The sequence below is a fragment of the Marinobacter bohaiensis genome (genome assembly GCF_003258515.1).
GTDB classification, from domain to species: Bacteria; Pseudomonadota; Gammaproteobacteria; order Pseudomonadales; family Oleiphilaceae; genus Marinobacter_A; species Marinobacter_A bohaiensis.
In genome coordinates, this window is record NZ_QGEH01000008.1 from 1 (window position 1) to 25,575 (window position 25,575).

Consider the following 25,575-nt stretch of genomic DNA (forward strand, 5'->3'; position numbering starts at 1 on the left):
ACAGCAACACCTTCAAGGTCATCCCCGGCGACAAGACCTGGCGCCCCAAGACGCCGAACCGCCCGATCATGGACGGCCCGCAGATCGCGATCGTCACCGGCCCGGCCGGCGAAGAGATCCACTGCGACGCGCACGGCCGGGTCAAAGTGCGATTCCCGTGGGACCGCTACAGCCAAAATGACGAACACAGCAGCGCCTGGCTACGGGTCAGCCAGGGCTGGGCCGGTGGCAACTACGGCTTCATGGCGCTGCCGCGCATCGGCCACGAAGTCATCGTCTCCTTCCTGGACGGGGATCCGGACCAGCCGATCATCACCGGGCGCACGTATCACGCCACCAACACGCCGCCCTACGCGCTGCCGGAACACAAAACCCGCACCACCCTGAAAACCCAGACCCACAAGGGCGAAGGCAGCAACGAACTGCGCTTCGAGGACGAAGCCGATAAAGAACAGATCTACGTCCACGCCCAGAAAGACCTGGACCTGCTGACCGAGAACGACCGCACCGAGGTGGTCCACAACAACAGCCACCTCACCGTCGACCAGGACCGCTACACCCAGATCCAGGCCAACGACCACAGCACCGTGACCGGCGAGAAGCGGGAGAAGGTCGGGGCCGATATGAGCCTGACCGTGGGTGGCAGCCACCATAGCAAGCAGGGCAAGTCCCAACTGGTGCAGGCCGGCACCGAGATCCACCACAAGGCGGGCATGAAAATCGTCGTCGAAGCCGGCGCCGAAATCACCCTCACCGCCGGCGGCAGCTTCGTCAAAGTCGACCCCAGCGGCGTGACCGTCTCGGGCCCGACGATCAAGATGAACTCCGGCGGATCGCCGGGCAGCGGCACCGCCGTCGCCGCCCTCGCGCCCACCGCGCCGCAGTCGCTGGACAAGAACGTGCACAACGCGGTGGAGCCGGATGCGTTGGCGGAAAGCTCGACACGGGACACCTTCGAAGCGATGCCTAGTTCACCTCAAAAGCTCAAACGAGCAGCCCAGAATGACACGCTACTGAGCAAGCAATGCCATCGCCAGCCAAACGGGCAGTGTCCGCTTACGGACTGCCTGTGCGAAGAAAGCTAGGCCGGAAATAGCCATGATGGAACAGTCAAAATCCACAGAGCTTGATCGCGAAGCTATCCCCAACGAATTCCTGTTACTCGATGGCGCGATGATCGATGCCCTGATGATCACTTATAAGTACGATGATTCCCCGTGGGTGGAATGGCTTTATCGAAACACCCGCCATGAATCCGCGATTGAAGTGAGCCCTCTACTCGTCAAACCATCTGCGAAGTCACGCCTGTGGGAAAATCTGGGTGAATGGTCGAAGTATGGAATCGTTCTGAAAACAAAGGCGACAACTGACACGTTGCTTGGTCATTTGAGAAGTCTGATTAGTGTCCGACTTCCGTCAGGGCAGCTTAGCTACTGCCGCTTCTATTCCCAATCCCATTTACCCAATCTCCTGAACGCCATGAACGATGGCGAAAGAGCTACGTTTAGTGGCCCCGTCGAGACCTGGGAAAATCCGAGCCCAAATGCGGACTGGCATGCTATCCCGATAACGCCTACGGGCTCGATCAAGCAACCAGAGGATGAAGGCTGGTTTCAGCTTACCCGGAAGCATATTGACCAGATTAATGGGGCTAAGAAAGAGGGCTATCTCAAGAAACTTGCAGCCCACCTGAGAATGAAACCGGATGAGCAGTCATTCAGTACCTTGAACGCCATTGTTCAGCAGGCTGAAACACACGCTTTCTCGACCGAAAAAGATATCGCCCGCTACACAGAAATGGCGATACAGCATGGCGAAAGACTCAAAGCCCCTGAGTGCCAGTCCCTTCTGGCTAATAACGAACTCACCAATATCGAAAAACTCTCCAGACTTGACCATCTACTGGCATACGGAGGTGCGTGATGGCATCAGCTTACATCGTTAAGTCGGGTGACACGCTGAGCCGTATCGCCCAGAAGAACAACTCGACGGTTTCCGGCCTGATGAGGCTCAATCCATCGATTGAAGATCCCAACCGCATCTATGCCGGACAAGAAATCACGCTGCCCGAATCCAACGGCCAGGCATTCACCTCCGCTCAGGCGACCGATATATCAGACACGGCGTCTTGTGAAGATGAGTACGTGGAGATTGTTCACGTCACAGGAACTGAAGAACTGTTCTTCCTGACAGAGGACGATTTAAACGACCTGATCGAAGAAGAAAACTTGGTTGGGGGAGCAATCGAAAAACTCTACCAGGACCTGGAAAGCAGCAACCCGACAGAAACGAGCTCCAATAGTTTACCCGCTGATGCCGAGGGTGCGCTGGCAACGCCCATCCAGGAAGAGAAGGAGGCCACAGTCAATGAGCTCGAAGAGCTCGATGTTGTCGGCACTTCAATGCAAACAACTCCAAAGCTGACGGAGATTAAACGCCTCAAGGGCAATAAGCACTACACCTACGTCCGATCTGACAAGATTGCCAACCATTGGCGCAGCTACAAGATGACAGCCAAGGACCGCGACAGAGCAAGCGGATGGCTCTCGCGAAGTGGCGTGAATACGGGGAAACTCCGCGAGGCGGTCGAAGCTGATTTCGGTTTTCGCCTCAAAAGCAGTTTCTGGCAGTTGGATCCGGAGAGCAACTTCAGCAAATCAATCAATCAGTTTCACGAAGAAGTCAGCTGGTCAATCTGGGGCGACGAGCAGGACCAAGAACGTCAGCGTAATGAAACAGGTTTCGATGCCTCTGCAGAAGCACAATTCATGCGGTTTGCGGCGGGTTCGGGGGCTTTTGCAGAGTTCAATCCGAGTGCAGGTAAATTGCACGTCCAAGCCAGGGCCGATGCACAGTTCAGTCTCGCCCAGGGTAAAGCATCAATTGAGCAGGCGTATCCTGCAAACAATGATTCTGAAATCAGAATCTACTATCGCAAAGGCGGCTGGGGCGGAGAAAGACTCTATGAGACACTCGGCCATTTCCAGGCCAGATTGACGATCACTCTGAGCGGATATGCCGGAGCCTCCGCTTGCATCGCGGGCAATATTAAAGTCGATTGCAGCCAGGGAGTTCCAAGTCTCAAAGGGATAACTTCCAAGCCGAACGACGGACAGGGCCTGGACGCAGAGGCTAGTGCGTTTGCAGGCATTCGTGGCGGATGCGAACTCCTGGGTGGCCTGTATTGGACGGATACGCTGTCACAGCAAAGCGACTGGAAAACGCTCTGCCAGGTTGGCCCCAAGGTAGAGGGGGCCGCGGGTATCGGCGCCGAGGCGTACCTGAAAATCATCTTCAGTCCACGGACAGGAAAGTTTATCGTCAACGCTCACGCCGGCTTGGTTGTCGGTCTCGGCGCCAGCGGAAGTTTCATTTTGCAGGTCAATGCCAACGATCTCGTCAGGATGGTGCACTTTGTCTATAACAGCTTGCTCAAGGTTGACTTCCGATACCTCGAAATCTTCGAGGAGCAGTCCGAGGCCTTCAAGCGTTATGTTCAGATCTCGTTGTTTGCACTATCAAAAGGCCTTGATTACGCAAATGCTGCGGCTGAACTGGCCAACTCCGGGATAGTCGCAGTCGAAAGCTGGGTCATGGAATTCATTAGTGAGCAGCAAGAAGGCCTGTCGCAGGAAAACGAGAGCGAAGAACTTGCCGAAAACATACTGAACGATATGGCACGCGGTGAGGACAGCGTTTTCCTTCATTCGCCCCCTGAAGTCAAAGGGCCAATTCTGAACAAACTGACATATGACTACTGGCTGACGCCGCAGCTATTCGATGGCACCCTAACCAAGGTTCGTGCGATCGCGGAGATCCTTAAGTCGTTCCAGGGCTGGCGCGATTTTGAGGAAGCGACAAAACGAATGAATCCGGATGGCGTTGCGATCCCCGAGAACGCTGAGAGTAATGCACAGAGGCTCTTCAGCTTTATTGGTAAGAACCGGCATGACTATCTGATGTTCAAGCAACTGCTTGAGGGCAAATCAGCCATTGCTGACGCCCCAGTCCAACTTGACCCGTTCAGTGCTTGCCGCAACTGCGGAATAGCCTAGTTTTTTGGATGCGAAATGATGCTCAACCGTAAACGTCCGATCCTGCTTATCTCTTTTGCCGTCGCGATGGCCGGATGTTCAAGCGCTCGTTCAGACTCTGATGCGTCAGCGGAAAGTGTTGACAGCACCGTGAACAGGGCTGTCGATCATTTGGTATTCCTCGAGGGAGGGACGTTTCGCCTAGGGGATATTGGAGCTCCTGAGGACTCTCCTTACACCACACTAACGGACGACAATAAACCACCTGTCAGCGTCGCTTTGGATAGCTATTCTATCTCAAAGTATGAAACGACCTGGGAGGATTTCGTTGTCTTTCTCAAAGACGTCGGCCGACTGGAAAACTACACGGTGGACGCCGGGTTTGTCATGGCAAACAAGCTCCCCATTACGGCCAGCGACGATCCTTCTTCACCGAACTTTTACAAGAAACCCGCACGATCCCCAAATTACAGTGAGGCGGAGAGCTACTGCGCCTGGCTGGCGGACCAATCAGGACTGCCCTTTGCCTTGCCTACAGAAGCTCAATGGGAATATGCCGCACGCAGCCGGGGAGAAGATGTTGCCTACGCAACAAACGACGGCACCATGGAGAACGATACCTATCTTCAGCGGCCGGACGAGTACGTTGATCCGACGACACCCCCATCAGGCAATGCACTCAGCCATTCCTCACTAAAAACGGAAAGGCGTCCGGTCGGCAGTTATCCTCCAAACCCCGTCGGCTTGTATGACATGACAGGCAACGTCTCCGAGTGGACAAGCGACTGGTACGCCGAGAGCGCCTATCAGCACATGGCTGCCAAAAACCCACAAGGTCCCGACGCGCCGACCGATTCCGAGCATCCCCAGAAAGTGGTTCGTGACTGGGCTGGCTTGGGCGAACATGCCGGCGGTGGCGATACCGTATTCATGAGAGGTGGGCGGCCGGTGAACGATACCAACAATGGGTTTCGCTGCGTCGTAAACCGGGCTAGCCAAGTTAACTGAGCCTTCCGGACAAACCATCCCCTATCGATCCAGGCCTGGGTCCCGGGCACGGACATCCGCCATTCCTTGGGATGCCTGCCCCAGCCGACCAAAAGATGAGAATTGAATTACTTGCCCTAAATAGTAATGAGAAAGCGAAATTCGGCTCTTCAAAATCGAAACGAGGGCATGTATTTAAAGAGATTGACGAGTGCTTTCAGATTGTAGATTAAGACCTTTCAGGTTCATCTCACGACATGCGTTTGAGCGAAAAGCTACACTTTTTGCACTTTTTCTCGCCACTTTCCCGATGACACCCTTTGCTCAGATAAAACGATGCGGTTGGATCGACAACCCATCACCCGCCAACCTTTGGCTGACTGATCGTGAAGGGCAATGGATTGTCTCAGAGCAAGGTGGACGGCGAGCCGTTGGCGCAGACTTCATCATGCCTTCTGACCGTACCGAGTTCGTGAGCATGAACAATGGGTACGGCTACTTCTGTGGGTGTCTGTCTGTCGATGCGCGATCCAATGAATCGGTTATCGCCACGGTCTTGTCCTTCACGCAGCTTTCTCTGAAGCGATGTAATACCGATCCGAGCCTGGAAAAGCGTGACCTTGGATTCAATCAGGATAGCTTCACTAAATAGATCGGCATCTCGATAAACTGATTGCAGGTAGCCGTTTATTGAACGTCAGTGGGAAGCCGACAAGTCCTCAAATACGCCAACTGAACCACCTCAACTTCACACACCCACCCTCAATTAGACCGCTTCCCCAACCAGTCCGCCAGTTCGATCCAGCTGGCTTCGGGCGCGCGGCTGCCGGCGAGGATGCCCATATGGCCGCCGGGGACCACGCGGAAGGTTTTGTCCGTGGAGCTGACGTGATCCAGCACCCGGGCGGCCGAGCGGGGTGTGGCCAGGGTGTCGTCGTCGCCGGCGATGGCCAGAAGATTGGCCTGGATGGTCTCCAGCCGGGCCAGGTCGTCGCCGATCTGGATGGTTCCTTCCGACAACTGGTTGTCGATCCACACCCGCACCACCGTGTCCTGGATGATGCCGCCGGGGTAGGCCACCATGCGGTTGAGGAACGCGGCGGTGGTGGCGTGGTTGGCGACGAATTCCCGGTCGCCCAGATGCAGCAGCAGTTCCCAGTACCCCATCAGGCTGCCCACCGGGTTGGTCAGTTTGAAACCGATGGTGTTGGCCCAGCCCGGCGTGTGCAGCCAGTGGGGTTTGACGTTATGCAGGCGGAACGGCGTGTGGCGTCGCACCACGCCGGCCATGTCGCTGAAGCGGCGGTAGAGCCGGCCGATCAGGCCCGAGGCGTGGCTGTCGATGGGCGAGCCCACCACGATCGCGTTGCGGATGTGCGGGTCGCCGCTCAGCGCGGCGTAGAACAGGGTGAAGAGCCCGCCCATGCTCCAGCCGTGCAGGCTCAGGTCCTGTTCGCCGCTGTGGTGTCTCACCTTTTCCAGGTAGCGGGGCAGCAGTTCGGCGACGTAGGTGTGCAGGTTGTAGTGGCTGTGCTCGCGGGTGGGCATGCCCCAGTCGATCAGGTACACCTCGAAACCGCGGGCGCGCAGGTAACGCACCAGGCTGCGTTGGGGAAACAGGTCGTAGATCAGCATGTTCACCGCCAGCGGCGGCACGATTACAACGGGTACCCGGTGGACCCGGTCGGCTACCGGCAGTGTCGCGTCGCCCAGGTCGACCGTCGTTTCCGTCAGCGGCGGATAATAGCGCAGGCTGACCAGCCCGTCGCCGGCCAGGACGTCGAACGGTGTCTGGCCGGCCAGCACCATGTCCGCCGAGCGGAACAGGCGATCGAAGGCGTTGCCGGTGTAGGCGCGGGCCTTCCGGCCCAGGCCGGAACTGTGCTTCAGGGTGGCTTGCAGGCGGCTCACGATGCCTCTCATTTGGGTTCCCATGGTGTGACCGAAGTGTAATGACCCGGCGCAAGGCGTCAGTGGCGAGTGTGGCATGGTGGCCGGGCATTTTGGCCAGTCGCTTGTTATCATGAGCGCCGGTTTTTCGTTCATGCCCAAGGGTGGACAACAACAATGCTGAGTTTTCTTCCGGCGCCGGTGCGCGGGGTCATCGCCGCGCTGCTGCTGGCGATCAATACCGTGTTCTGGTGTGTGCTGCTGTATATCCCGGCGCTGCTCAAGCTGATCCCGATCAAGCCCTGGCAGGCGCTGTGTACGCGGCTGATCATCGCCATCGCCGAGGCCTGGGTGGCCTGCAACAGCGGCTGGATGAAGCTGACCCAGTCGACCCGCTGGGACGTGCAGGGCGCCGACAAGCTGCAGCGCCAGGGCTGGTACCTGGTGCTGAGCAACCACCAGAGCTGGGTGGACATCTTCGCCATGCAGCGGGTGTTCAACCGGCGCGCGCCGTTCCTCAAGTTCTTCCTCAAGCGCGAGCTGATCTGGGTGCCGGTGATCGGCCTGGCCTGGTGGGGCTTGGATTTCCCATTCATGAAGCGCTACACCCGTGAGTATCTGATCAAGCACCCGGAGAAGCGCGGCCAGGACATGGTCTCCACCCGCAAGGCCTGTGAGAAGTTCCGGTTTGCGCCGGTGTCGGTGATGAACTTTGTCGAGGGCACCCGCTTCACGCCGGCCAAGCACGCCAAGCAGAAATCCCCCTACAAGCACCTGCTGCCGCCCAAGGCCGGTGGTGCCGGATTTGTGCTGGACGCCATGGGCGACGCCATCGAAACCCTGGTGGATGTGACCATTGCTTACCCCGCCGGCTCACCGTCGTTCTGGGACTTCCTCTGCGGCAAGGTGCCCGAGATCCGCATGCGCATCGATACGGTGCCTGTTCCGGCTCACCTGAAGGGGCGTGACTACAGCGAGGAAGCGACGTTCCGCAAGGAGATGAAGGCCTGGCTGGGCTCGATCTGGGCGGAGAAGGACGTGGCGCTGGAGAACCTCAAGGGAGACTGAAGCGCGACGCTGGCCGATCACTGAAGTCGTGAGGGCGCTTGCGGAGAGCGGCGTACCCTCTCGGCTTGCCATCGTGATTCCGGTGCCACCGCGTCGAATATCCGTTCTCGTCGGGGGCGGTGGTCCGCCTATCGCACCGATTCCCCCGCATCCGCCGACCGCAGCAGCCCCGTTGCGGGCAGTTGCTCCAGCAGATCCGCCACCGCCAGGGGGCGGCTGAACAGGAAGCCCTGGCCGTAGTGGGCGCCCATGCCCAGCAGGCAGCTCAGCTCCGCTTCGTTTTCGATGCCCTCGGCCACCACGTCCAGCTTCAGGCGTTCGCACAGGGTCAGGATCATCTCCAGAATGGCCCGTTTCTCGCTGTCGTAATCCACGCCCGACACCAGGCTGCGGTCAATCTTGAGCTGGTCCAGCGGCAGGTTGCGGATATAGGCCAGCGATGAGTAACCGGACCCGAAATCGTCCAGGGCGATGGCCACGCCGTGCTTGCGCAGGCGATGGATCAGGTGGATGGCCACGTTGGGATCCGCCATGACCGCGGTTTCGGTCAGTTCGATCTTGAGCCGCGACGGGTCGGCGTTTTCCCACTTGAGGATCTGCAGGATGTGGTCGGCCAGGTGCGGGTCGTGCAGTTGCGTGGGGGACAGGTTCACGCCCAGGCTGAAGCGCTCGCCGAAGTGCGCTTTGAGGCTTTCGTCCTCCAGCATGGGGATGGCCTGGCGCAGCATCTGCTCGCTCAGCGGCCGAATCAGACCGGTGCGCTCGGCGACCGGCACATAGACCGACGGCGAGATCACACCGCGCTCGGGATGGTGAATCCGGGACAGCACCTCGAAGCCGGCAATGGCGCCGGTCTGGAGATCCACCAGCGGCTGCAGGAAGGAGGCCTGCCAGCCCTGGCGCAGGGCGGTGCGGATGGTCTGCTCGATGTCCAGGCGGCCGTGGCGCTGGGCGCGCATGGTGTCCTCGAACAGCACGAAACTGCCGGTGCCCTTCTGGCGGCTTTCCGCCAGGGCCGCCCGCGCCGACTGGATCAGGCGGTGGGTGGAGCCGGGACCGTCGGGCTGGCCCAGGGCCGCGGCGGCCACCGCCGACAGCCAAACCTGGCGCTCGCCTAGGCTGAACGGATCTTCCAGCGCGTTCATGATGTGCTGGGCGCGCAGACGCAGCTTGGGTTCGGTGACCTGGGAGACCATGAAGGCGAGGGTGCCGTCGGGCAGGGTGGCGGCCAGTTCGTCGTGGGCCAGGCTGCGCTGCAGGCGTTGGCGCAGGGCCATTTTCAGCTGGCGGGTCTCGCGCGCGTCGAGGGTCTCGAACACCAGCGTCCAGTTGGGAATGCCCAGCAGGATCAGCGACAGGTCTGGCGGTTCTGCGCTGTCCAGGCGGCGTTCCAGCTGCTCTTCCAGATAGTCGGCGTTGGCAAAGCCGGTGTCGGTATCGGTGTACTTCTGGTCGTGCAGGGCCTGGTCCATCAGCGCCAGCAGATCATTGACGGTGTCGAGCAGACCCTGCAGATCGGGATCGTCGGACTGAGCGGACATGAGACCGCCTTCACTCCGGAACAGGCGGTCGCGGAGCTGGCGGGTGACAGCTTGGATACCCTGCCGGAGCGGGTTGTCGTTATCCCTGGCTGTGCTTTCCCTGGACACTGATGTTCACCCGTGTGGGGCCGCTGGGGCGGCCGGTTTCAGGGGGATGGCTCGTCGTTGCTTTCCTCGTCCTGGCCGTCGTCCTCGACCTCATCCGGATGCGACTGCCGGTACTTTTCCCAGTCTTCCCAGTCGTGGGGGGTACCGGCGTGGGGACGTTTCAGATGCCGGGCATGTTCCATGGCCTGGCCGCGCAGGCTGTGATCCTTTTCGTCCTCTTTATCGAAGCCGTACTTCTTCAGGAACTCGTCGGGACGCATTGGTCACACCTCCCCGGGAAGCTTTCCCGTTGATCGGGGCGCCTGGTGACAGACTCCCCGTGAACCTGATTGGACTATGGCCCCCTGAAACGGCCATTTCAAGTCAGCCCTCCGGTTTGGACCCGGATTCGGCGTCGGCCAGCTGGAACAGAATCTGCCGTTTTTCCTTGTCCACGCCGGTGAAGCGGATGTTCACCGCCTGATCCAGCTGGAAGATACGGTTGTCCGGACCGGTCAGGCGCAGGGTAATCGGGTCGAAGCTGTACTTGCCTGTCATATCCCGGGTGCTGACGTAGCCCTCGATGCCGTTGTCGTCCAGACGCACGAAGAAGCCGGCCGAGGTGGTGCGGCTGATCACGCCGCTGTAGACGCCGTCACCAAGCTGTGGCGCGTACAGGCTCTTGAGCCACTGTTCCAGGTTGTTGGCGGCGCGGCGGGCGTTGATCTGGCCCTCCTGCAGCGCCTCCAACTGGCTGGCATCCAGCGGTTTGGCCTGGCCGTTCCAGAGGGCGGCGCGCAGCAGGCGGTGCACCATGAAGTCGGTGTACTTGCGCAGCGGCGACGTGAAGGTGGTGTAGGCGGCCAGCCCCATGCCCTGGTGCGGCGCGGCGTCGAACGACAGCTCGGCGCGGGCCAGTTGGCGGGTCAGGATCGACTTGATCGGCACCTCGGCGTCGAGGCTCTCGGTTTCGGTCATCAGGCGGCGGAAGCCGTCCGGGCTGGTGACGTCGATGTCCGCCAGCTCCGGCGCGTATTGGGTCAGCAGCGACTTGATGTTGTCGGTGCGGTCGTCGCGCAGGCCTGGGTGGGTGATGAACAGGCCGGCGTTGCCGCTGTTCTGCAGGGCGCTGGCGGCGCAGCGGTTGGCGGCCACCATGCACTCTTCCACCACACGGTGGGCCTCGTTCTGCGGCGAGGGTTCGATCAGACGGATGTGGCGCTGATCGTCCAGGCGCAGACGGAACTCGGGGCGATCCGGGCTCAGCAGGGCGTTGCTGTCGCGCCAGCGACGTAGGGCGCTGGCGGCCTGGTGCAGCTGGTCCAGGCTGGCGCTGACCGCTTCCGGCAGGGCGTTGATGTCGTCGTCGCTGCGCCCGGCGATCACGCCGTCCACCAGGTCGTAGCTGAGCTTGCCGTGGGAGCGGATGATCGCTTCGCTCAGTTTGAACTCGCCCAGCGAGCCGTCGTTGTTCACCTGGATGTCGCAGACGATGGCCAGGCGGCGGGCGTCTGGCACCAGCGAGCAGAGGCCGGTGCTGACCGCGTCGTGAAGCATCGGGCGGGGCTCGCCGGGGAAATAGATGGCGGTGGCGCGCTGGCGCGCTTCCCGTTCCACGGCGCCGTCCACCGGCAGCAGTGCGGTGGGGTCGGCGATGGCGACCGACAGGGTCCAGCCGGTGGCGTTGGGCACGGCGCACAGGGCGTCGTCCATGTCCTGGGTGCTGGGGCTGTCGATGGTGACAAACGGGTCGTCGCTGCGATCGCTGCGGCCTTCCGCCAGGGCGTCGATGCGGCTCTCGTCGACGGCCTCGAATTCCTTGCGGGCGGCGTCCGGCCAGTCTTCGCTCAGGTCGAACTGGGCCACGGTGACGGCCCGTTCGATGCCCACCTGGTCCGGCTTGCCCAGGCGCCGGATGACGCTGGCCTGGCCCTTGCCGTCCTTGACCGGGTGGCGGCCGATCTTGCAGTAAATGAAGTCGCCGGGCTCAGCGCCGGCGCGCTGCTTGGGCGGAATGAACAGCCAGTGATTGAGACCCGGGGTTTCCGGCGCCACGAAATGCCCCTTGCCGCGCACTTTGTAGCGGCCGACGAAGGTTTTCAGCGGCGATTCCAGCAGGCGGTCCACCTGGCCGTAGGTCTTGCCGTTGTCGCCTTCGTGCTCGGTGACTTCGATGCGGTCGCCGGGCAGGACCCGCTGCATCTGGTCCTGGGGCAGGTAAAGATCCCGACCGTCGTCCAGGGCGACGAACCCGAACCGGCCGTTGGTGGCTTTGACGGTGCCCGGGAAGACCACTTTATTGGCTTCGATATCGGTTTTCAGCTGGCGCAACTGCGTGAGGGCGTCGGCGTTTAGCATGCGATGGAACCTGACTGGCGGGATCTTTGAAAATGGACGGGCAGTATACCGGTTATGAGGACTGTCGTCAGATGCCCGACGGTGGCATTTCTGAAAAAAATGTAAGGATCGGTCCGCATCGCGTGGCCGTGTTGGCGGATTCGGCAGGGCTCGTCCAGACTTCGGGAATCGCCGACCATCCGCATCACGGAGTCCGTACCGATGAACATCCGCAACGCTCTGGCCATCGCTCTGGGGGCGGCCCTGCTCAGCGCCTGCAGCACCACCGATCCGCAACCGCCCGGCGGTGGTCGTCACCTGGCGGATGGCCCGCGTGGCCAGTTCGAGTGCGCCGACCGCAACAGCAACGATTACATCGACCGGGCCGAATTGGTGTACCTGCATCAGTGCGGTGTGGGCGAGGACCTGCGGTGCGGGCCGGTGCCCGCCAACGTCGAGGCGCAGGCCCCGCGCGCCGATTTCGAGGGCGGCCGGCGCATGCTGGACGTCATCGACGCCGACGGTGACCAGCGCATCAGCAAGCTGGAATTCCGCGCCCACTGCACCAGCCAGCAGGCGCGGTAGATCACCGCCGGATCAGTCGTATTGGGCGAACGGCCGGGTCTGGCCGTTGTCGTTGAACAGCATGACGGTGTACGGATCCTGGCGATCGCCCATCTCCATGCCCGGCGAGCCAATGGGCATGCCGGGCACCGCCAGACCGCGGGCCTGCGGAGCCTCTTTCAACAGGCGCTTGATGTCCTGCGCCGGCACATGGCCTTCAATCACGTAACCGGTGTTCCGGTCCCCGCCGACGAAGGCGGTGTGGCAGCTGGCGAGGTTGCGGGTCAGCCCCGCCTCTACCTTGATCTGGTTGAGGGCGGTGGTGTCGTGGCTCTCCACCTCGAAGCCGTTGTCCTCCAGATGCTTGATCCAGTCGCTGCAGCAGCCGCACGTGGGGGATTTGTAGACGGTGATGGCCTCACCGGCGGCGGCCAGGGCGGTGCCCATCATGCCGCCGGCCAGCAGGGCCGCGCGCAGCAGGTGTCGTGTTGGCGTCATGCTCTTGTCCTCAATGGTGATGGTGGTGATCGTGTGATTCCGGTTGTGACGGTCCGCTGAGCCAGAACCAGCCGATCACGAAAGCGGCCAGCAGCAGGCCAGCGCCGTTGATCAGGATCGATGCGATCATGCCTGGACTCCTTTACGGGTAGAGGTGGCTGTATCGGGCGAGGTGCCTGGAGCGTCGCTGTGAGCCGGTTTGAACAGGCGCAGCCGGTTGGCGTTGGTCACCACCGTGACCGACGACAGGGACATGGCAGCCCCGGCCAGGACCGGGCTCATCAGGATGCCCCACAGCGGGTACAGCACCCCGGCGGCGATGGGCACGCCGAGGCTGTTGTAGACGAAGGCGCCGAACAGGTTCTGGCGGATGTTGCGTACCGTGGCCCGGGAGATGGCGATGGCATCGGTGACGCCGTCCAGGGAATCCCGCATCAGCGTGATGGCCGCGCTCTCGATGGCCACGTCGGTGCCGGCGCCGATGGCGAAGCCCACGTCGGACGCCGCCAGGGCCGGCGCGTCGTTGATGCCGTCGCCCACCATCGCGACCGTGCGGCCCTCGTCCCGCAGGCGTTTGACGATGTCGGCCTTGTCCTCCGGCAGCACGTTGGCGTGCACCTCATCGATGCCGGCTTCCCGGGCAATGGCGCGGGCGCTGGCTTCCACGTCGCCGGTGAGCATCACCACGCGGATGCCCTGGTTGCGCATGCGATCGATGGCGGCGCGGGAGTCCGGTTTGATGCGGTCGGCCACGCCGATCACGCCCAGGGCGTGGTTGTCGCGGGCCAGGAACAGCGGCGTGCCGGCGGCCTCGGCAATGCGGTCGGCCGCGGTTTGCAGGGCGCTCAGGTCCACACCCTCCGCTTCCAGCCAGCGCCGGTTGCCCAGGCGCAGGCGCTGGTTGTCGCTTTGGGCGCTGACGCCCTGGCCGTTGAGGGCCTCGAAGCGGTGCGTTTCGGCGCGCGTCACGCCGGCCTCGTCGGCGGCGGCCAGAACGGCCTGGGCCAGCGGGTGTTCGGAGTGCTGCTCCAGCCCGGCCGCCAGACTCAGCAGCGTCTGTTCGTCGACGCCCTCGGCCGGGACCAGCTCGGTGACCCGGGGCTTGCCCTCGGTGATGGTGCCGGTCTTGTCGAGGACCACGGTGTCGATCTGCCCGGCCCGTTGCAGGGCCTCACCCTGACGGATCAGCACGCCGTATTCGGCGGCCTTGCCCACGCCCACCATGACGGACATGGGCGTCGCCAGTCCCAGGGCGCAGGGGCAGGCGATGATCAGCACTGTGGTGGCCGCCACCAGCATATGGGCGCTGGCCGGCGCCGGCCCCAGGTTGTACCAGGCCAGTGCGGCGGCGATGGCGACCAGCAGGATGGCCGGCACGAAGATGGCGGAAATGCGGTCCGCCAGACGGCCGATGGGCGGCTTCTCGCCCTGGGCCTTCTTCACCAGCTGGATGATCTGGGCCAGGGCCGTTTCCGAGCCGACACGGGTCGCCTCGCACACCAGCGAGCCGCTGGTGTTGAGGGTGCCGGCAGACACCTCATCGCCGGCGCCCTTGGCCACGGGCATGGGCTCGCCGGTCAGCATGCTTTCATCGAGGCGGCTGTCGCCGTCGCGGACCACGGCGTCCACCGGGATCTTCTCGCCGGGACGCACGCGGAAGCGGTCACCCACCTGCACCTGTTCCACCGGGATGTCCTCCTCGGAGCCGTCGTCGTGGATGATGCGCGCGGTCTTGGCGCGCAGGTCGAGCAGGCGGCGGATGGCCTGGGAGGTGCGGCCTCGGGCGCGCAGCTCCAGCGCCTGGCCCAGGTTGATCAGGCCGATGATCATGGCCGAGGCCTCGAAGTAGACGTGGCGCGCCGCCGCCGGCAGCAGCTCGGGCACCAGCACCACCGCCATGGAGTAGAGCCAGGCGGTCCCGGTGCCCAGGGCGATCAGGGTGTCCATGTTGGCGTTATGGTGGCGGAACGCTTTCCAGGCGCCGGTGAAATAATGCCCGCCGGCGAGTACGAGAACGGCCAGGGTAGCGGCGCCGACCGCCAGCCACGCGGGCTGGTTGGCGTCGGTGACCGTCATGGTGCCACCGAACAGGCCCCAGGCCATCAGCGGTACCCCCAGACCCAGGCCGACCACCATCTTGATCAGCAGATTCCGGTATTCGCGGCGATCCGCGGCCTCTTTCTCTTCGTCGGCGCGGTCCGGGTCCTGGATTTCCGCGGCGCCGTAGCCAGCGCTGCTGATGGCTTGGACCAGCGCATCGGGTGAGGCCGAACCGTGGGCGGTGGCGGTCAGGTCGGCCAGGTTCATGCGGGCGTCGGTGACTCCGGGCACCCGCTGCATGGCGGTTTCGATGGTGCGCACGCAGGAAGCGCAGGTGGCGCCGGTGATGGACAGGTGCACGTCGCGTCCGGCCGCAGACGAGTGATCCGCGTGGCGGTCGGTCTCCGCCCCGGATTCGGGGGGCATCTCGCAGCTTGCGCCGGCGTCATCGCCCGGGTGTGGCGGGGGATCGGCGGCCAAGCGTTGTGCCGGGTAGCCCGCCTCGCTGACGCGGGCGGCGGCCTGATCCAGATCGATGCCGGCGGGCAGGGTGACGGTCTGCCGCTCCAGGTCGACGGTCACCGTATCGGGGTCGTCCACCAGCGGCGCCAGGGCGTCCCGGATCTTGTTGACGCAGCCCTGGCACGAGGCGCCCTGGATAGCCAGGATGGCCGGTGCCCCGGCGTCGATTGGCCGGGCCGGATAACCGGCGTCGCTGACCCGTTGGGCGGCGCTGTCGGGATCGGTGCCGGCGGGCAGCGTAACGCGCTGCTGTTCCAGATCGACGATCACCTGTTCCGGGTCCTCGACCAGCGCCTCCAGGGCCTGTCGGATCTTGCGCACGCAGCCCTGGCAAGAGGCGCCTTCGATGGCGAGTTGAACCGGTTGCGGGGTGGCGGTGTTCATGCGAGACCTCCCTTGTTTGCAGGATGCGCGTCGGCGTCGTCCCAATGCTCGATCAGGCGGCAGATGGTGTGGCCGTCGGGGGTACCGTCGGGCATGCTCTGCCAGGCGGTCATGGCGTCGCGCATGCGATCGCGCAGGGCTTCGAGTTCGGCCAGTCGCGCTTCTACGTCGCGCAGCCGCTGCTCGAAGATGTCGCGCACCATGGGGCAGGGGGAGTGGTGCTCGTCCGCCTGACCCAGGATGGACTGGATCTCGCCCAGGGCGAAGCCCAGCTGGCGCGCCTTGCGGGCGAAACGCAGCCGCTGCAGGTCGTCGCTGGAGTAGACGTGGTAGCCGTTGTCCGGATTGCGCGACGGCTGCAGCAAGCCTTCACGGGTGTAGTAACGCACCGTGTCGGGATTCACGCCGGCGGCGCGGGCCACTTCGCTGACCTTCATCGGGATGACCCCTTCGTGAGTATCTGGACACAGTTTAGAACCTGTGAGCCACTCAAAGGTCAAGGAAAATCCGAGGGGTCAGTGTGACTGGCGCGCCCGCAGGAAGGTCTGGCAATGGCGGCACTGATCCGGCGCCTGCAACTTGGCCTGCCAGCCGATGCGTTCGCCGCAGGCGGGGCAGCTCAGGCGCAACTGCATCACGATGATCGGCGCAATAAACGCGGCCAGCAGCGGGCCCAGGGCGCCCCACTCATCGCCGCTGGACACACCGAGCTGGCTGCTGAACACCAGCAGCACGATCAGGGTGATGAAGGCGAAGATGAAGTAGCGACGGTTCCAGCGTTCCCAGCGGCGGATGCGCTGATCCTGTTCCGGTGTCAGGTAGGTCGGCGTCGGTGTATCCATGGGGCTCCGGCGAAAATCGGGTTTGGGCTCATTCTACCGTGGTTTACGAACCACTGCCCGGACCCGTTCACTGGTGGAATTGGGTGGCCATTCCGGTGCGGTCGGCGAGGAAACTCTCCAACTGCGTCGCCGGCATGGGGCGGCCGATGAAGTAGCCCTGGGCCAGGTCGCAGCGGTGCGAAGACAGAAACGCCAGCTGTTCCTGCGTCTCGATGCCTTCGGCTGCCACCTGAATGCCCAGGTTGTGGGCCAGGTTGATGACGGCGCGGGTGATGATGGCGTCGTCGTAGCGCTCGGTCACGCGGGTGATGAACGCGCGGTCGATCTTCAGCAGGTCCACCGGGAAATTCCGCAGGTAGGCCAGTGACGAATAGCCGGTGCCGAAATCGTCGATGGCCAGGTGGATGCCCAGCCCGCTGAGGCGCTTGAGCTGGTCCAGGTTGTGATCGAGATTCTCGATGAAGATTTCCTCGGTCAGCTCCACTTCCAGCCGTTCCGGGCGGATCTGGTACTGGCGCAGCATCCGCTCGATGTTTTCCACTAGGTGACTGTCCTCCAGCTCGCGACCGGACAGGTTGATGGCGATGCGCAGGTGCGAAAGGGGGCCGTCGCGCCAGGCGGCAAGCTGCTGGCACGCGGCCATGGCCACCCAACGCCCGATATCGGCGATGCGCCCGCTTTCCTCGGCCAGCGGGATGAAGTCGGACGGTGGCAGCAGGCCGCGGGTGGGATGCTGCCAGCGCACCAGCGCCTCGACGCTGCCGACCTGCTGGGTGGACAGGTCCAGTTGGGGCTGGAAGTGGAGAACAAACTGGTTTTCGCTCAGGGCGCGGTTGAGGTCCTTGTCCAGCTCCAGCCGCTGCACCTCCTTGGCGTGCATGCCTTCGGTGTAGAACTGGTAGTGATTGCGCCCGCTGGCCTTGGCCTGGTACAGAGCCACATCGGCGTTGCGCAGCAGCAGGTCGGCGTCCAGCCCGCTCTGGGGATAGATGGCCACGCCCATGGTGGCGGTAATGGCGTGGTCCTGGTTCTGGATCTCGAACGGCTCGACAAAACACTGTTTGACCTGCCCCAGCAGGGCGATGACGTCGTCGATGTCGTCGATCTGCTGCTGGCAGAGCATGAATTCGTCGCCGCTGGAGTAGGCCACCAGCACGCGCTCGCTGCTGAGGCGGTTGAGCCGGTCCGCCACGCGGATCAGCAACTCGTCACCGAACTGGTGGCCCAGGGTGTCGTTGAGCACTTGGAAGCGGTCCAGGTCCAGCAGGATCAGCGCCACCTGGCGGTACTGTCGGTCGGCGATGGCCAGCGTGTGGTCCAGGTCTTCCATGAAGAAGCGCCGGTTGGCCAGGCCGGTCAGGGCGTCGGTGGATTCGATGCGGGCCAGGTCCTGTTGCACCGACTCGCGCTCGCGGATTTCCTCGCGCAGGGCCTGTTGTGTGGATTCCAGCGCGGCATTCCGGCGCAACAGCATCTGGCTGAGCCACACCAGCAGGCTGATCAGGATGCCCAGCGCAGCGATGGCGATCAGCGCCAGCCAGGGCCAGCGCCCCTCGTGTCGCTCCACCCAGGCGTGGGTGGGGGAGACGCGCAGGCTCCAGTCGAGTCCCGGAATCGACAGTGGTACCCGACGCGTGATCGACGTATTGACGGCGCCCTCGGGCAGTACGGGATAGCGGATAACACCGCGCTCTTCCACATCGACCCGGAAATGCTCGCGGATGCGCGGCGTGATCAGGGCCTCAAGCAGCCCATCCATACGGAACACGCCGGCGATGAAGCCCAGGTCGGTGCCGTCGGCGGTGACGATGGGCGCGTAGATCACCAGGCCGGTGCCGCCCTGGCGCAGTTCAATGATGCCGGAATAGTCGATGCGCCGCTGGCGGGTGGCGTCGAGCAGGCTTTGTCGTCGCTCTTCGTTGAAGGCGACGTTGAAGCCCACCACCTGCCTGTTCCCCGCCATGGGGGCGACCCAGCGGATGCGCCGGTCCGGTCCTATCCACTCGATGGCCTGGTAGTGTCCGAAGTCCCGCAGGTAGCGTTCCGCGTCGGCCCGCCAGATGGTTTCAGGCATGTCGGGGGTGGTGGCGCGGCGCCGGGCCATTCGATCCAGCGCCTGGACGTGGCTGCGGAAGTCCGCCTCCAGCTCGCGCACCAGCGCCTGGGCTTCGGCGTCCACGGTCAAGGCGACCTGGTTCTGGACCTGGCGCTCGCTGCCCTGCCAGATCACCACCGCCAGCACGACGAAGATCGCCAGCAGAGCCAGGGCCAGGAAGGGGCTGCCGATCATCCGTCGGAAACGCCGGGCGCTGCGGTAAGACTGGTTGGACATGGCGTTCCTATGGGTCCTGGGATGAATGGCGAGCCGTCCCGGGATGAATGGGGGGTACTTGTTGGATTGTCGGCAAGTCGCCGCGAGACTTCATTGGAATTTACAAGTATTTGCAATTGGTGCCAAAAAAACATGGCGCGCCGCTCACTTTTGCCGCGGCCGTCATGGGTGAGGTCAGGGACGGCCTAGATCAGGCCCAGGCTGCGCATCACGTAAATGCCGACGCTCAGGGAGACGGGGGCGAACAGGGTCGTCATGGCGATGATGCTGGCGGCCAGTTGATGGTTGCCGCCCAGGCTGCGGGCCATCACGTAGCTGACGGTGGCGGTGGGGGCCGCGAACATGGCGAACAGGGTGCCCAGCTCCAGCGGCGAGAAATCGAACTGGATGGCGCCGAGGGTGAGCAGCAGGGGAATGGCCACCAGTTTGATGGCGGTGGCGGTAAAAGCCAGGGCTGAGCCGTGGCGCAGTGCATCGAGGCTGAGCGTGGCGCCCACGCACAATAGGGCCAGCGGCAGGGTCATCTGGCCGAAGTAGGCAGCGCTGGTCAGGATCAGGTCCGGTACGGGCACTTTCAATCCCGCCAGCAGCAGGCCGATCAGGATGCTGATGATCAGTGGGTTGCGCAGCATGCCCTTGACCAGCGCCGACATCGACAGCCGGCTGCTGCCGGAGGCGCTCAGGGCATAGACCGACAGGATGTTGTAGGTCAGCGTGATACCGGCCAGCAGCACGGAACCGATGGCCAGGCCGGTACTGCCGTAGAGACTGGCGCAGACGGCGACGCCGATGATGCCGAGGTTGCCGCGAAAGGCCCCCTGCACGAAGACGCCGCGATCGCGTCCCGGCCCGGGCCAGTAGGCACTGATCAGCCACAGCACCAGGAAGCTGGCGAGAGAGGCGACCACCCCATAGCCGACGTGGCGCGGATGCACCATTTCCCCCAGGTCCACCTTGACCAGGCTGGTAATGATCAGGGCCGGCAGGGCAAGGCTGTAGACCAGCCTGGAGCCGGTCTCGACAAAGTGGTCGTCGATCCAGCGCAGGCGGCGCAGCAGCCAGCCGGCGGCCATGACGAGGAATATCGGCGCGGTGACGGACAGCGAGAACAGCAGGTTATCGAAGTAGGTCACGGCGTTCCTTGGGTCGATGGGCGTGCCGGCGGGGGAATGCACTACGGTCCGGGGTGTTGGTTCCGGGTTGGGCAGGGCTGACCGGCGGTGCGGTTGGGGCGGACAGCAGGGCGTCTCGCCACACGCCGATTTTTGCCGAGCGGCGGTGAGAATTCAAGCGGGGCCCGTGACCGCGGGTGGCGGGTCAGTCAGGCTGCGACGGAGGCTGCTAGAAACCCAGCCCCGGGCTGCCGGCGTACGCCGAAGCGAGGATGAACAGCGCCGTCACGGCGGCAATCTTTGCGAACGAAACCAGGTGATCGACCATCCTGCACCTCCCGGGGCGGCGCGCCGGGCGGTCACGGTGACCGGTTGCCGGCGTGCTGGCGTCTTGGTTCATGCGGTGGGCGTTTGAAGCCCATGTCCTGTTCGGTACCTCTTATTTAATGTGGCGCAAGAAAAAGACCGTTTTGTGAAAACTCGTCAAAACGGGGTGGATTTGTCGGGCGAACTTGAGACATCGCCTTAAGACGCATTGGGACGGGTTGTAAAGAAACGCGACACCCGGCGCCGGCCGGCTATCAGGAGGTGGCCAGCGCCACGCCCAGGCGGGGAATTTCCTGCTTGGGGCAGCGATCCATCACCACTTCCAGGCCGGCGTCTTCGGCGCGTTGGGCGGCGTCCTCATCGATGACACCGATCTGCATCCAGATCACGCGCACGCCGGGTTTGCGCAGGGCTTCGTCCACCACCGCGCCGACCCGGTGACTGGCCAGGAACAGGTCGACCATGTCCACCGGCTCGGGGATGGCGCTGATGTTGGGGTAGACGGTCTCGCCCAGCAGGGTGCCGCCGGCCAGGCGCGGGTTGACCGGTATCACCCGGTAGCCGCGTCCCTGCAGGTAGGCCATGACCGCGTGGCTGTCGCGGTGGGGTTTCTCCGAAGCGCCCACCAGGGCGATGGTGCGCACACTTTCCAGGATCCGGCGGATCTGCTCGGGACGGGTCATAATGATTCCAGGCCGTTCGGTTTCATGGATCGGGCCATGGCGCGGGCTGGCCGCACCCGGGCCGGACGGGTAAAGTTGGCTCTGGCCGATTCTGGACCAGATTCAGCGGCCCGGACAAGTCTTCCCCGAAACCGGCAGGAGCGAACAGACAGCATGGCCACCCTGACCATGACCGGCGTGGGCCACTCGGAAGCCATGGCCCACTGGAACAACAACGCCCTGGTGACGGTCGGCGAGCAGCGATTGCTGATCGATGCCGGCTACACCATCAAGTACGCGCTGCGGGACCTGTCCCTGGATTTCGGGGACATTGCCGGTGTTTTCATCACCCACGTCCACGCCGATCACTGCTTCGGGCTGGAGCGCATGGCCATCGAATGCCGCTTCCGCTACGGTTTCCGGCCACGCCTGTTCCTGCCGCCAGGGGTCTACGACGAACTCTGGGAGCAGACCCTCAAGGGCGTGATGGGAACCGTCGGCGAAGGGCCGGCGACCCTGGACGACTATTTCGAGGTGGTGCACCTGGACGACGGCGGTTTCGAATTCGAGGGCGTGGCGCTGGAATATTTCCAGAACGCCCATACCCCCAACAAGCCGTCCTACGGTCTGTGCATCAACGACGGCCTGCTGTTCAGCGGCGACACCCGGCCGATTCCCGCGGAAGTGGCGCGGCGGGATCCGGCGGTGATCCTGCACGACTGCACCCTGGCGGACTGGAACCCGGTGCATGCCAGCCTCAGCGAACTGCGCGAAACCTATCCCGCCGAGGTGCGCCAGCGGATGTACCTGATGAGTTACGAGGACCATTTCGCCGACTTCGAAGCGGCGGTGGCCGGCGAATTTGCCGGCTTTGCGCGTCAGGGCCAGGTGTTCGAGCTGTGAGCGCGGCAATCGGCTCAGCCGCGGCGAGCGTATCAAGAGGCTTCAGCATGTTGAGAGGTGTGAGCTAGGTATGTGGTACCTGTGCGGTCTGGGAAGCAACATCGACCCGGTGAATAACCTGCCGCGGGCGCTGGACAGTCTGGTGCGGCGGTTGGGGCGGCTGCGGGTCAGCCCGGTCGTCGTCACCCGGCCCCAGGGCATCGATACCGAGCGGGATTTCCTCAATGCGCTGGTGGTACTGCAGTCGCCGCTACCGGTCGCCGCGCTCAAGGCCTGGTTTAACCGCATCGAGGCGGAACTGGGGCGCGACCGCAGCGACCCCGATTCCAGCCGCAAGGACCGCCCCATCGACATCGATATTTTGGAGGTGTCCGAGCACGGCCCACTCACCGGCGACGCGGTGGAGGAGGATTATTTCCGCCGCCTGCTGGAAGGCCGGGTCAGGCCCGACGAGGTACGCCGGGTGGCGCTGGGGGATGGCCGGCTAGGCGAGGCGACGGCCACCGTCCACTGGGATCATGGCACCGGTCATGAAATCGTTGTCGATCAGCGCCAGGGCCTGCTTGACCACACTTTCGAAACCGCCTTCCCGGGCCAGTAGCGTTTCCGACATGACCGTGGCCTTCTCCGCGTCCGTATGTCGCGGCAGGAAGCGGATCGGCCCGGGCATGATGGCGTTGACCCGCACCTCCGGCGCCAGCGACTGGGCGTAGCTCAGGGTCAGGTTGGCCAGAGCCGCCTTGGTGGCGCAGTAGGCGGCGTACTGCGGGTTGGGTTTCTCGGCGAAAATGTCGGTGATGTTGATGATCACCGGCAGCCAGCCGTGTCCGCGGCCGGCCTTGGCCAGGGTGTCCGCCAGCCCCTCGATCAACAGCATGGGGGCGATGGTGTTGGTGCGGAACAAGCGCTCGGACAGCTGCGCCAGGTCATCACGATCGTCCGGGTTGGGCTCGAATTCCGAGGCGTTGTTGATCAGCACTTTCAGGTGGCTGGTGCGCCGGATTCGGTCGATCGCCTGGGACAGGCTGTGGTTATCGGACAGGTCCACCTGGATCAGGGTGGCGCCCGCCTCACGCAGCTTTTCCAGCTCATCGGTGGCGGTGCGGTAAAGGGCGAAGACCTGGTAATCGCGGGCCAGCAGCGCCTTGCTAAGCTCGAAGCCGAGGCGGCGGCCGGCACCGGTGACGACGGCAGCGGGTAGAGTCATGGCGTTATCCGGAACGGTGGCTGATCAGTTGCAGGAATTCGGTCCGCGTGGCCTGGGACTTGCGGAAACTGCCCAGCATGACCGACGTTTTCATCACGGAATTCTGTTTCTCCACACCCCGCATCATCATGCACATATGCTGCGCCTCGATGACCACGCCGACGCCCTGGGCACCGGTGACCTGCTCGATGGCTTCGGCGATCTGGCGGGTCAGGTTTTCCTGGATCTGGAAGCGCCGCGCGTACATATCGACGATGCGCGCCAGCTTGGACAGCCCCAGCACACGGCCCTGGGGAATGTAGGCGATGTGGCACTTGCCGATGAACGGCAGCAGATGGTGTTCGCACAGGCTGTAGAGCTCGATGTCCTGGACCACCACCATCTCGTCCATATCGGATTCGAAGGTGGCGCCGTTGACCACGCTCTCCAGGTCCTGCTCGTAGCCCCGGGTGAGAAAGGCCATGGCCTTGGCGGCCCGCTCCGGGGTTTTCGCCAGCCCCTCGCGGCTGGTGTCCTCACCCAACTGCTCCATGATCTGCTGGTAGTGCTGGGCAATCGTCTCGGTCTTGTCGGTCATGCGGCTCGTCTCTGGGCGTGAACGTCTTCCTGCCCCGGACTCTACGTCCGCCGGCGCCGGGTGGATGAGACCCGACCGTGAGCGTGGCGCGCCCGGGGCGGTTTTTCCGAAGACTAAGGCATTTTCTGCCCAAATCCCAAATCCCGGGCGGCCCGTCCGATGACCTGTGTCCGCTCAGCCCGATTCGGGATGCCGGCGATGAAGAGCGGTGCTGATGGCATCGGCTTCGGCGGCGAGCACCTGACACAGGAGACTGTCCCGTCGGTGGCCACCACCGGCGCGTCTGAGTTGCTGTTGTTTGAGATGGTACAGGCGGTTCAGTTTTTCGCTGTCCCGTTCGTCTGGCTCGATTGATTCGGTGATACACATGGCAGGACCTCACACGACTTCTCAACGACCCTGTTTACACCCGATCCCCCTTGATTAATGACTGTGGGGGATCGTCCGTTTTTCAACCACTGTTTTCATCGATGGCAGGTTCCCGGAGTCCGGTCGGTCTCCAAAAGCCTCCCTGTCAGACGATGCAGGTTCCGTACCACGCGCCACTGTGGCGGACGCCGCTCACAAGCGGGACGTAACGACCTGACTTGCCGTGCCTTCCGGCGCCGGGATGGTCTAGGCTGGGGAATAATGGGCGCGGTCGCAGTACGTCGGATGCCCGGGTGTAAAGTTCGCTTTACAGATGCGACCGAAAACGTAAATTCTGGACAATAAACAGGCACTCTGGACGGAATGGGACATATGGAACGTATGGTTTCCCTGGGCATGCCATCCGCCGGCAGGGCGGCGGGAATCCCCGTCAGGCGCTGGCAGCAGGGCGGCAAATGGTTTGCCTACGGTGAACATGCCATCTTCAGTCGCATGGAGGGTCAGGGCGAGACCCTTTTGCTGCTGCATGGTTTTCCGACAGCCTCCTGGGACTGGAACCGGGTCTGGTCGCCCCTGTGCGCGTCACACCGGGTGCTGGTGGCGGATATGCTGGGGTTCGGCTTCTCCGACAAGCCCCCGGACTACCCTTACAGCATCGTCGATCAGGCGGACCTGCATGAGGGCTGGCTGGAGGCGCTGGGCGTCGACTCGGTTCACCTGCTGGCCCACGACTACGGCAACAGCGTCGCCCAGGAACTGCTGGCGCGGGACCAGGAAGGTGGCCTGCCGTTCCGTATTCGCAGCGCCTGTTTCCTCAACGGCGCACTGTTTCCGGAAGTGCACCAGCCGCTGCTCATCCAGAAGCTGCTGTGCGGCCGGATGGGCAGTCTGATCAGCCGGGGCCTGACGCGCCGTATGTTCGACTACAACTTCTCGCGGTTGTTCGGCCACCATACCCAGCCCACGCGTCGGGAGCTGGCCTGCTTCTGGCAGCTGCTGGAGTACAACAACGGTCGCGGCATCCTGCACCGGCTGATCCATTACATGGATGAGCGTCGTTGTCACCGCAACCGCTGGGTCAATGCGTTGCAGCAGGCGAAACAGCCGCTGCGGCTGATTTCCGGAACCGATGACCCGGTGTCGGGTCTGGCCATGGCGGACCGCTATCGCCAACTGGTGCCGCGGCCGGATGTCGTCGCCCTGGAAGGCGTCGGGCATTACCCCCACTTCGAGAATCCGGTACAGGTGTTCGAGGCGGTGCGGGACTTTCACGCCCGTCTGTAACGGTGCTT

Annotated in this window: 24 protein-coding genes; 11 read left to right on the plus strand and 13 right to left on the minus strand. The window is 63.3% G+C overall.

The genetic code is table 11. The features are described from left to right. The 5 genes from DKK67_RS20935 to DKK67_RS22040 form a co-directional block, all read left to right on the plus strand. On the plus strand, positions 1–1,085 hold a 1,085-nt coding region (locus tag DKK67_RS20935; protein ID WP_162628896.1), incomplete at its 5' end, for a type VI secretion system Vgr family protein. Between the two features lie 13 nt (positions 1,086–1,098). Beyond that, positions 1,099–1,923: a DUF4123 domain-containing protein gene (locus tag DKK67_RS20940; RefSeq protein ID WP_111498482.1), complete on the plus strand. Its 825-nt coding sequence runs from the start codon at positions 1,099–1,101 to the stop codon at positions 1,921–1,923. Beyond that, on the plus strand, positions 1,923–4,055 hold the full coding sequence (locus tag DKK67_RS20945; protein WP_111498483.1) for a LysM peptidoglycan-binding domain-containing protein: 2,133 nt from the start codon (positions 1,923–1,925) through the stop codon (positions 4,053–4,055). The genes DKK67_RS20940 and DKK67_RS20945 overlap by 1 nt, the downstream gene beginning before the upstream one ends. A 15-nt stretch (positions 4,056–4,070) precedes the next feature. After that, positions 4,071–5,042, plus strand: a complete 972-nt coding sequence (locus tag DKK67_RS20950) for a formylglycine-generating enzyme family protein (RefSeq protein ID WP_111498484.1) — start codon at positions 4,071–4,073, stop codon at positions 5,040–5,042. 289 nt (positions 5,043–5,331) lie between these two features. Beyond that, a complete protein-coding gene (locus tag DKK67_RS22040; RefSeq protein ID WP_111498485.1) occupies positions 5,332–5,673 on the plus strand; it encodes a DUF4087 domain-containing protein in 342 nt (113 codons plus the stop codon). A gap of 110 nt (positions 5,674–5,783) precedes the next feature. Here the strand turns inward: DKK67_RS22040 and DKK67_RS20960 are convergent, their stop codons facing one another. Continuing rightward, on the minus strand, positions 5,784–6,932 hold the full coding sequence (locus DKK67_RS20960; RefSeq protein ID WP_228160728.1) for an alpha/beta fold hydrolase: 1,149 nt from the start codon (positions 6,930–6,932) through the stop codon (positions 5,784–5,786). 156 nt (positions 6,933–7,088) lie between these two features. Between DKK67_RS20960 and DKK67_RS20965 the strand changes: the two genes are divergently transcribed. Further along, on the plus strand, positions 7,089–7,979 hold the full coding sequence (locus DKK67_RS20965; RefSeq protein WP_111498486.1) for an acyltransferase: 891 nt from the start codon (positions 7,089–7,091) through the stop codon (positions 7,977–7,979). 128 nt (positions 7,980–8,107) lie between these two features. Here the strand turns inward: DKK67_RS20965 and DKK67_RS20970 are convergent, their stop codons facing one another. From DKK67_RS20970 to DKK67_RS20980, 3 genes are all read right to left on the minus strand, one after another. Then, positions 8,108–9,520 carry a putative bifunctional diguanylate cyclase/phosphodiesterase gene (locus DKK67_RS20970; RefSeq protein WP_111498487.1) on the minus strand — a complete coding sequence of 471 codons (1,413 nt, stop codon included), beginning with the start codon at positions 9,518–9,520 and terminating at the stop codon, positions 8,108–8,110. A 146-nt stretch (positions 9,521–9,666) separates the two neighbouring features. After that, positions 9,667–9,888 (minus strand): hypothetical protein, encoded by a 222-nt coding sequence (locus DKK67_RS20975; protein ID WP_111498488.1) that lies wholly within the window; start codon positions 9,886–9,888, stop codon positions 9,667–9,669. 103 nt (positions 9,889–9,991) lie between these two features. Beyond that, the gene (locus tag DKK67_RS20980) at positions 9,992–11,965 is read right to left on the minus strand and encodes a ribonuclease R family protein (protein WP_111498489.1); all 1,974 of its coding nucleotides are present in this window, start codon (positions 11,963–11,965) and stop codon (positions 9,992–9,994) included. Between the two features lie 201 nt (positions 11,966–12,166). Here DKK67_RS20980 and DKK67_RS20985 point away from each other — a divergent pair, with 201 nt between their 5' ends. Next, positions 12,167–12,529, plus strand: a complete 363-nt coding sequence (locus DKK67_RS20985; protein WP_111498490.1) for an EF-hand domain-containing protein — start codon at positions 12,167–12,169, stop codon at positions 12,527–12,529. Positions 12,530–12,541: 12 nt separating this feature from the next. Here DKK67_RS20985 and DKK67_RS20990 read toward each other — a convergent pair whose 3' ends face one another. From DKK67_RS20990 to DKK67_RS21020, 7 genes are all read right to left on the minus strand, one after another. Beyond that, a complete protein-coding gene (locus tag DKK67_RS20990; protein WP_111498491.1) occupies positions 12,542–13,006 on the minus strand; it encodes a DUF411 domain-containing protein in 465 nt (154 codons plus the stop codon). A 126-nt stretch (positions 13,007–13,132) separates the two neighbouring features. Then, the gene (locus tag DKK67_RS20995) at positions 13,133–15,952 is read right to left on the minus strand and encodes a heavy metal translocating P-type ATPase (protein WP_111498492.1); all 2,820 of its coding nucleotides are present in this window, start codon (positions 15,950–15,952) and stop codon (positions 13,133–13,135) included. Next, entirely contained in the window at positions 15,949–16,389 is a 441-nt protein-coding gene (locus DKK67_RS21000) for a MerR family transcriptional regulator (protein ID WP_111498493.1), read from the minus strand. Before DKK67_RS21000 ends, DKK67_RS20995 begins: the two co-directional genes overlap by 4 nt. 78 nt (positions 16,390–16,467) lie before the next feature. Then, positions 16,468–16,794, minus strand: coding sequence for a hypothetical protein (locus DKK67_RS21005; RefSeq protein WP_111498494.1), 327 nt, complete (start codon positions 16,792–16,794; stop codon positions 16,468–16,470). A gap of 67 nt (positions 16,795–16,861) precedes the next feature. After that, positions 16,862–19,126, minus strand: a complete 2,265-nt coding sequence (locus tag DKK67_RS21010; RefSeq protein ID WP_228160729.1) for a putative bifunctional diguanylate cyclase/phosphodiesterase — start codon at positions 19,124–19,126, stop codon at positions 16,862–16,864. Positions 19,127–19,311: 185 nt separating this feature from the next. Next, the gene (locus tag DKK67_RS21015) at positions 19,312–20,301 is read right to left on the minus strand and encodes an AEC family transporter (RefSeq protein ID WP_162628898.1); all 990 of its coding nucleotides are present in this window, start codon (positions 20,299–20,301) and stop codon (positions 19,312–19,314) included. 518 nt (positions 20,302–20,819) lie between these two features. Next, positions 20,820–21,248 carry a CoA-binding protein gene (locus DKK67_RS21020; RefSeq protein WP_111498496.1) on the minus strand — a complete coding sequence of 143 codons (429 nt, stop codon included), beginning with the start codon at positions 21,246–21,248 and terminating at the stop codon, positions 20,820–20,822. 153 nt (positions 21,249–21,401) lie between these two features. Between DKK67_RS21020 and DKK67_RS21025 the strand changes: the two genes are divergently transcribed. Next, positions 21,402–22,130, plus strand: a complete 729-nt coding sequence (locus DKK67_RS21025; protein ID WP_111498497.1) for an MBL fold metallo-hydrolase — start codon at positions 21,402–21,404, stop codon at positions 22,128–22,130. Between the two features lie 70 nt (positions 22,131–22,200). Beyond that, the gene (gene folK, locus DKK67_RS21030) at positions 22,201–22,731 is read left to right on the plus strand and encodes a 2-amino-4-hydroxy-6-hydroxymethyldihydropteridine diphosphokinase (protein WP_111498498.1); all 531 of its coding nucleotides are present in this window, start codon (positions 22,201–22,203) and stop codon (positions 22,729–22,731) included. On the opposite strand, the gene DKK67_RS21035 is transcribed toward folK, so the two are convergent. After that, complete coding sequence (locus DKK67_RS21035) at positions 22,615–23,337, minus strand: SDR family NAD(P)-dependent oxidoreductase (protein WP_111498499.1); 723 nt, start codon at positions 23,335–23,337, stop codon at positions 22,615–22,617. The genes folK and DKK67_RS21035 overlap by 117 nt on opposite strands. A 4-nt stretch (positions 23,338–23,341) precedes the next feature. Next, on the minus strand, positions 23,342–23,914 hold the full coding sequence (gene folE / locus DKK67_RS21040) for a GTP cyclohydrolase I FolE (RefSeq protein ID WP_111498500.1): 573 nt from the start codon (positions 23,912–23,914) through the stop codon (positions 23,342–23,344). 198 nt (positions 23,915–24,112) lie between these two features. Here folE and DKK67_RS21700 point away from each other — a divergent pair, with 198 nt between their 5' ends. Both DKK67_RS21700 and DKK67_RS21050 read left to right on the plus strand, forming a co-directional pair. Then, positions 24,113–24,268, plus strand: coding sequence for a hypothetical protein (locus tag DKK67_RS21700; RefSeq protein WP_162628899.1), 156 nt, complete (start codon positions 24,113–24,115; stop codon positions 24,266–24,268). A 387-nt stretch (positions 24,269–24,655) separates the two neighbouring features. Continuing rightward, complete coding sequence (locus DKK67_RS21050) at positions 24,656–25,567, plus strand: alpha/beta fold hydrolase (RefSeq protein WP_111498502.1); 912 nt, start codon at positions 24,656–24,658, stop codon at positions 25,565–25,567. Positions 25,568–25,575 lie beyond the last annotated feature (8 nt).

What these genes read in the sequence shown, in the direction of transcription:
- DKK67_RS20940 (WP_111498482.1), top strand. Translation starts at nt 1,099, where the DNA reads ATGATGGAACAGTCAAAATCCACAGAGCTTGATCGCGAAGCTATCCCC.
- DKK67_RS20945 (WP_111498483.1), top strand. Translation starts at nt 1,923, where the DNA reads ATGGCATCAGCTTACATCGTTAAGTCGGGTGACACGCTGAGCCGTATC.
- DKK67_RS20950 (WP_111498484.1), top strand. Translation starts at nt 4,071, where the DNA reads ATGATGCTCAACCGTAAACGTCCGATCCTGCTTATCTCTTTTGCCGTC.
- DKK67_RS22040 (WP_111498485.1), top strand. Translation starts at nt 5,332, where the DNA reads ATGACACCCTTTGCTCAGATAAAACGATGCGGTTGGATCGACAACCCA.
- DKK67_RS20965 (WP_111498486.1), top strand. Translation starts at nt 7,089, where the DNA reads ATGCTGAGTTTTCTTCCGGCGCCGGTGCGCGGGGTCATCGCCGCGCTG.
- DKK67_RS20970 (WP_111498487.1), bottom strand. Translation starts at nt 9,520, where the DNA reads ATGTCCGCTCAGTCCGACGATCCCGATCTGCAGGGTCTGCTCGACACC.
- DKK67_RS20975 (WP_111498488.1), bottom strand. Translation starts at nt 9,888, where the DNA reads ATGCGTCCCGACGAGTTCCTGAAGAAGTACGGCTTCGATAAAGAGGAC.
- DKK67_RS20980 (WP_111498489.1), bottom strand. Translation starts at nt 11,965, where the DNA reads ATGCTAAACGCCGACGCCCTCACGCAGTTGCGCCAGCTGAAAACCGAT.
- DKK67_RS20985 (WP_111498490.1), top strand. Translation starts at nt 12,167, where the DNA reads ATGAACATCCGCAACGCTCTGGCCATCGCTCTGGGGGCGGCCCTGCTC.
- DKK67_RS20990 (WP_111498491.1), bottom strand. Translation starts at nt 13,006, where the DNA reads ATGACGCCAACACGACACCTGCTGCGCGCGGCCCTGCTGGCCGGCGGC.
- DKK67_RS20995 (WP_111498492.1), bottom strand. Translation starts at nt 15,952, where the DNA reads ATGAACACCGCCACCCCGCAACCGGTTCAACTCGCCATCGAAGGCGCC.
- DKK67_RS21000 (WP_111498493.1), bottom strand. Translation starts at nt 16,389, where the DNA reads ATGAAGGTCAGCGAAGTGGCCCGCGCCGCCGGCGTGAATCCCGACACG.
- DKK67_RS21005 (WP_111498494.1), bottom strand. Translation starts at nt 16,794, where the DNA reads ATGGATACACCGACGCCGACCTACCTGACACCGGAACAGGATCAGCGC.
- DKK67_RS21010 (WP_228160729.1), bottom strand. Translation starts at nt 19,126, where the DNA reads ATGTCCAACCAGTCTTACCGCAGCGCCCGGCGTTTCCGACGGATGATC.
- DKK67_RS21020 (WP_111498496.1), bottom strand. Translation starts at nt 21,248, where the DNA reads ATGACCCGTCCCGAGCAGATCCGCCGGATCCTGGAAAGTGTGCGCACC.
- DKK67_RS21025 (WP_111498497.1), top strand. Translation starts at nt 21,402, where the DNA reads ATGGCCACCCTGACCATGACCGGCGTGGGCCACTCGGAAGCCATGGCC.
- folK (WP_111498498.1), top strand. Translation starts at nt 22,201, where the DNA reads ATGTGGTACCTGTGCGGTCTGGGAAGCAACATCGACCCGGTGAATAAC.
- DKK67_RS21035 (WP_111498499.1), bottom strand. Translation starts at nt 23,337, where the DNA reads ATGACTCTACCCGCTGCCGTCGTCACCGGTGCCGGCCGCCGCCTCGGC.
- folE (WP_111498500.1), bottom strand. Translation starts at nt 23,914, where the DNA reads ATGACCGACAAGACCGAGACGATTGCCCAGCACTACCAGCAGATCATG.
- DKK67_RS21700 (WP_162628899.1), top strand. Translation starts at nt 24,113, where the DNA reads ATGAAGAGCGGTGCTGATGGCATCGGCTTCGGCGGCGAGCACCTGACA.
- DKK67_RS21050 (WP_111498502.1), top strand. Translation starts at nt 24,656, where the DNA reads ATGGAACGTATGGTTTCCCTGGGCATGCCATCCGCCGGCAGGGCGGCG.